The following is a 3,603-nucleotide window of genomic DNA, read 5'->3' on the forward strand; positions in this document are numbered from 1 at the left end:
CGTCCAGCGCGGCGGGCGCCCTGCCCTCGACGACCCGCAGGGACGGCACGCCGAGCGTGTCGGCGTTGCGGCGGCTCGCGGCGGCCCGGTCGGCCCTGCTCTCCACCGCGACGGCCCGGCACGAGGGGTGGCAGCGCATCCATTCGATCGCGATGCTGCCCGCGCCCGCGCCCACGTCCCACAGCAGCTCTCCGGGCAGCGGGGCGAGCCGTGACAGGCTCACCGCGCGGACCTCCCGCTTGGTGAGCTGGCCGTCGTGCTCGTACGCCGTGTCGGGCAGGCCCGGCACCAGCGGCAGCGGCTCCGCCCCCGGCCGCGCGACGCACTCGACGGCGATGACGTTCAGCGCGGAGGGCGCGGGAGCGGTCCATCCCGCGGCGGTCCCGTGCTGTCCCGCGGTGGTCCCGTGCTGTACGGACTCGGCGGGGGAGCCCAGGTCGGACAGCACAGTCAGGCGGCTCGGGCCGTACCCGCGCTCGACGAGCAGCCCGGCCACCACGGACGGTGAGTCGCGGCCGGTGCCCAGGACGAGGACCCGGCGGCCGGGCAGGACGGCGGCGTTCAGCGCGGCCGGTGACCGGCCGACCAGGCTGACCACTTCGGCCTCCTCGACCGGCCAGCCGAGGCGCGCGCACGCCAGCGACAGCGACGACAGGTGCGGCAGCACCCGGACCCGGCCCGCGCCCAGGAGCCGCACCAGCGTGGAGCCGATCCCGTAGAACATCGGGTCGCCGCTGGCCAGCACGCACACCTCGCGGTCCGCGTACGCCTCCATCAGCGCGGGCAGCGCCGGCAGCAGCGGTGACGGCCAGGTGACGCGCTCGGCGGCGGACGGGGGCACGAGATCGAGCTGCCTGGGGCCGCCCATGAGCACCTCGGCCGCCTCCACCGCCCGGCGGGAGGCGGCGGCCAGCCCCGCCCACCCGTCGGCCCCCACCCCGACGACCGTCACCACGCGCCCCATGCCCGCTGCGGTCACGCGTTCCCCAGCACGCGGCTGACCTGGATCTCGACCACCACCCGGGAGGGGTTCGGGCGCGGCTGCTTGTAGCGCTCGGCGTAGCGGCGCTCGGCGTCGGCGACCTGCTCGGCCTCGGTGCGCAGCACGGCCGTGCCCTCCAGCGTCGACCAGCGGCGGCCGTCGACCTGACAGACCGCCACCTTCGCGCCCTCCGGCCCCGCCGCCGCCACGAGCCGCGCCTTCTGCGAGGCGCCCGAGGTGATCACGCGGGCGGTCCCCGTGGCCGGGTCCAGCGTCACACCGACCGGCACCACGTGGGGCGTGCCGTCCGGGCGGGTCGTGGCGAGCGTGCACAGATGCCGCTCCCGCCAGAACTCGACAAAACCGTCACCGCGCTCAACCAGGTTCACAAGTCTCCTCGGGGATGTACCGGGAAACATCGTATAGCGAGCGCTCTGGCAGACTCTTGCGGTCGACATCCTCCCCCGCCTGAAGTGAAGGCCGGAGGATTCCAACGGTAACTACCCCACAAGGAGGAGGTCGCGTTGAGGTTCGCGGTTCGCAGGCCCGCCCGATGGCGTGCCTCCCCGCGCAGCCACCGTGTGCCCCACGGCGGTGTCTTTGATGTTGTCTCTGAGGGCTTGGCTCTCGCGACCCTCCCTGGCTGTGTGCTTGCAGGCGTTGCAGGTCTGCGACGTACCACGCGGGTCGATCTTCCGGACGCGGCCGCGAGCCTTGTGCTCCAGCAGCCCCCACCCGGCGGCCGGGATGCCCCGGTTCAGACCCGCCTTATGCCGGACAGTGCGGCCGGGCGCCTCGAGGGTGCCCTTCGCCGACCGGGTCATGTCGCCGACCTTCAGATCTTCGACGGCGATCACATCGAAACGGCGGGCCAGATCGGTGCTGGTCTTCTCCACCCAGTCCTTGCGCCGGTCGGCCTCGCGCGCCTTCAGCTTCACGCCCTCCGGAACGGGACGGCTCCAGCGGAACCGCACCCATCCCACCTTCGGGACCTTCACGTCGCCCACGTGGCGGGAGAGGCGGCGCACCTCGCCCGCCTTGACCGCGACGATCCGAAACCCCTCGCCCTGCCCGCGCTTGCGCCACGTCGGTTTGCGGTGGGTCTTGGCGAAGAAGTTCGTGATCGCCTGGGCGAAGTCCTTCAACGCCTGCTGCTGGACGACGATCGACCCGCCGCGCATTCACGCGAACTCCGCCCGCGCCTGCGTCAACTGACGGCACTGCTCGGCGAACCCCGGCCCGCTCCTACGCCCCGGCCGCCAATGCGCGTGCTGCTCAACGGCGAGGTTCCACGTGGGGCAGAGCCGGTAGCGGGACATGCCGATCAACCTACCGATCAACACCGACAAACCAGGAGACCGACGTGCCCGACCGATCCGGCTTTCCTCTCCGCCTTGAAGGACGCAGCCTTCAGCCTGTAGGTGCTCGGTGAAGCGGCTCCTCATCATCGGCATCGGCGCCGGCGACCCCGACCATCTCACCCTCCAAGGGGCCAAGGCCATCGCCGCGGCCGACGTGTTCTTCATCGTGGACAAGGGCGAGGCCAAGGAGGAGCTGGTACGGCTCCGGCAGGACCTGATCGAGGGCCACGGCCGCCGGCCGTACCGGATCGTCGAGGCCCGCGACCCCGAGCGCGACCGGACGGCGCCCGCCTACGCCGCGGCCGTCGACGACTGGCGCTCTCGACGCGCGCAGGTGTACGAGGCGTTCATCCGTGACGAGCTGGAGGACGGCCAGACCGGCGCGTTCCTGGTGTGGGGCGACCCGGGCGTCTACGACAGCACGCTGGCCATCCTGGAGGAGGTCCTGGAGCGGGGGCACGTCGCCTTCGACCACGAGGTGATCCCCGGCATCAGCAGCGTGTCGGCACTGACGGCGCGCCACCGCACCAGCCTGACCCGGGTCGCGCGGCCCGTGCACATCACGACCGGACGCCGTCTCGCCCAGGAGGGGGCAACCGCCGACGACATCGTGGTCATGCTGGACGCCCACTGCGCCTTCGCCGGGGTGAGCGACGACTTCCACATCTACTGGGGCGCCTACCTGGGCACGCCCGACGAGCTCCTCGTGGCCGGACCGGTGGCCGAGGTCGCCGGCCGCATCCGCGAGCTGCGCGCGGAGGCTCGGGCGCGCAAGGGCTGGATCATGGACACCTACCTGCTGCGCCGCGTCCCGCCCGCGGACCGCCGGTGAACACCCGCCGCCTCGGGCCACCTCGTCGCGCCGAGGACCGGTGAGCGCGCGAGGTCTCAGGCCACCTGCTTCACGATCTCGCCGATCAGCGCGCGCTGGTTGGTGATCATCTTCTTGGCCAGCTCGGCGGTGGGCGCGTGGATGCCCTTCTCGCGTACCGTCTCGGCCATCTGCACGCCGCTGTCGAGGTGCTTGGCCAGCACGGTCAGCCACAGGCGGTCGAACGCCGCACCAGAGCGCCGCTTCAGCTCCGCGAACTGCGCGGGGCCCAGCATGCCGGGCATGTCGTGCACGGCGCCGTCCTCCGGGGGGAGGGACACGTTCCAGGAGCGCAGCCAGCCCGACATCACCGTGATGTCGGCCTGCTCGTCGCTGATGATCTTCTGGCTGAGCCGCGTGACGTAGGCGTTGGTGGTCCGGCCACCGGC

The 3,603-nt window shown here is 72.4% G+C and carries 6 protein-coding genes; 1 reads left to right on the forward strand and 5 read right to left on the reverse strand.

What is annotated here, in order from left to right; genetic code table 11:
* The 4 genes from cbiE to DQW85_RS44855 all read right to left on the reverse strand — a co-directional run.
* Nucleotides 1-979 (reverse strand): precorrin-6y C5,15-methyltransferase (decarboxylating) subunit CbiE (gene cbiE, locus DQW85_RS25965; RefSeq protein ID WP_240197431.1); only part of this gene is annotated, 979 nt, incomplete at its 3' end.
* Nucleotides 976-1,371, reverse strand: coding sequence for a TIGR03618 family F420-dependent PPOX class oxidoreductase (locus tag DQW85_RS25970; RefSeq protein ID WP_420819186.1), 396 nt, complete (start codon nt 1,369-1,371; stop codon nt 976-978). The genes cbiE and DQW85_RS25970, both read right to left, overlap by 4 nt.
* A 111-nt stretch (nt 1,372-1,482) precedes the next feature.
* The gene (locus DQW85_RS25975) at nt 1,483-2,127 is read right to left on the reverse strand and encodes a hypothetical protein (RefSeq protein WP_205315411.1); all 645 of its coding nucleotides are present in this window, start codon (nt 2,125-2,127) and stop codon (nt 1,483-1,485) included.
* Between the two features lie 36 nt (nt 2,128-2,163).
* On the reverse strand, nt 2,164-2,325 hold the full coding sequence (locus DQW85_RS44855) for a hypothetical protein (RefSeq protein ID WP_162795384.1): 162 nt from the start codon (nt 2,323-2,325) through the stop codon (nt 2,164-2,166).
* An 85-nt stretch (nt 2,326-2,410) separates the two neighbouring features.
* On the opposite strand from DQW85_RS44855, the gene cobF reads away from it, so the two are divergent.
* Complete coding sequence (cobF, locus tag DQW85_RS25980; RefSeq protein WP_113702569.1) at nt 2,411-3,175, forward strand: precorrin-6A synthase (deacetylating); 765 nt, start codon at nt 2,411-2,413, stop codon at nt 3,173-3,175.
* Between the two features lie 56 nt (nt 3,176-3,231).
* Here cobF and DQW85_RS25985 read toward each other — a convergent pair.
* On the reverse strand, nt 3,232-3,603 hold a 372-nt coding region (locus DQW85_RS25985), incomplete at its 5' end, for a DUF305 domain-containing protein (protein WP_113702570.1).

The organism is Nonomuraea lactucae (assembly GCF_003313395.1).
Lineage (GTDB): Bacteria > Actinomycetota > Actinomycetes > Streptosporangiales > Streptosporangiaceae > Nonomuraea > Nonomuraea lactucae.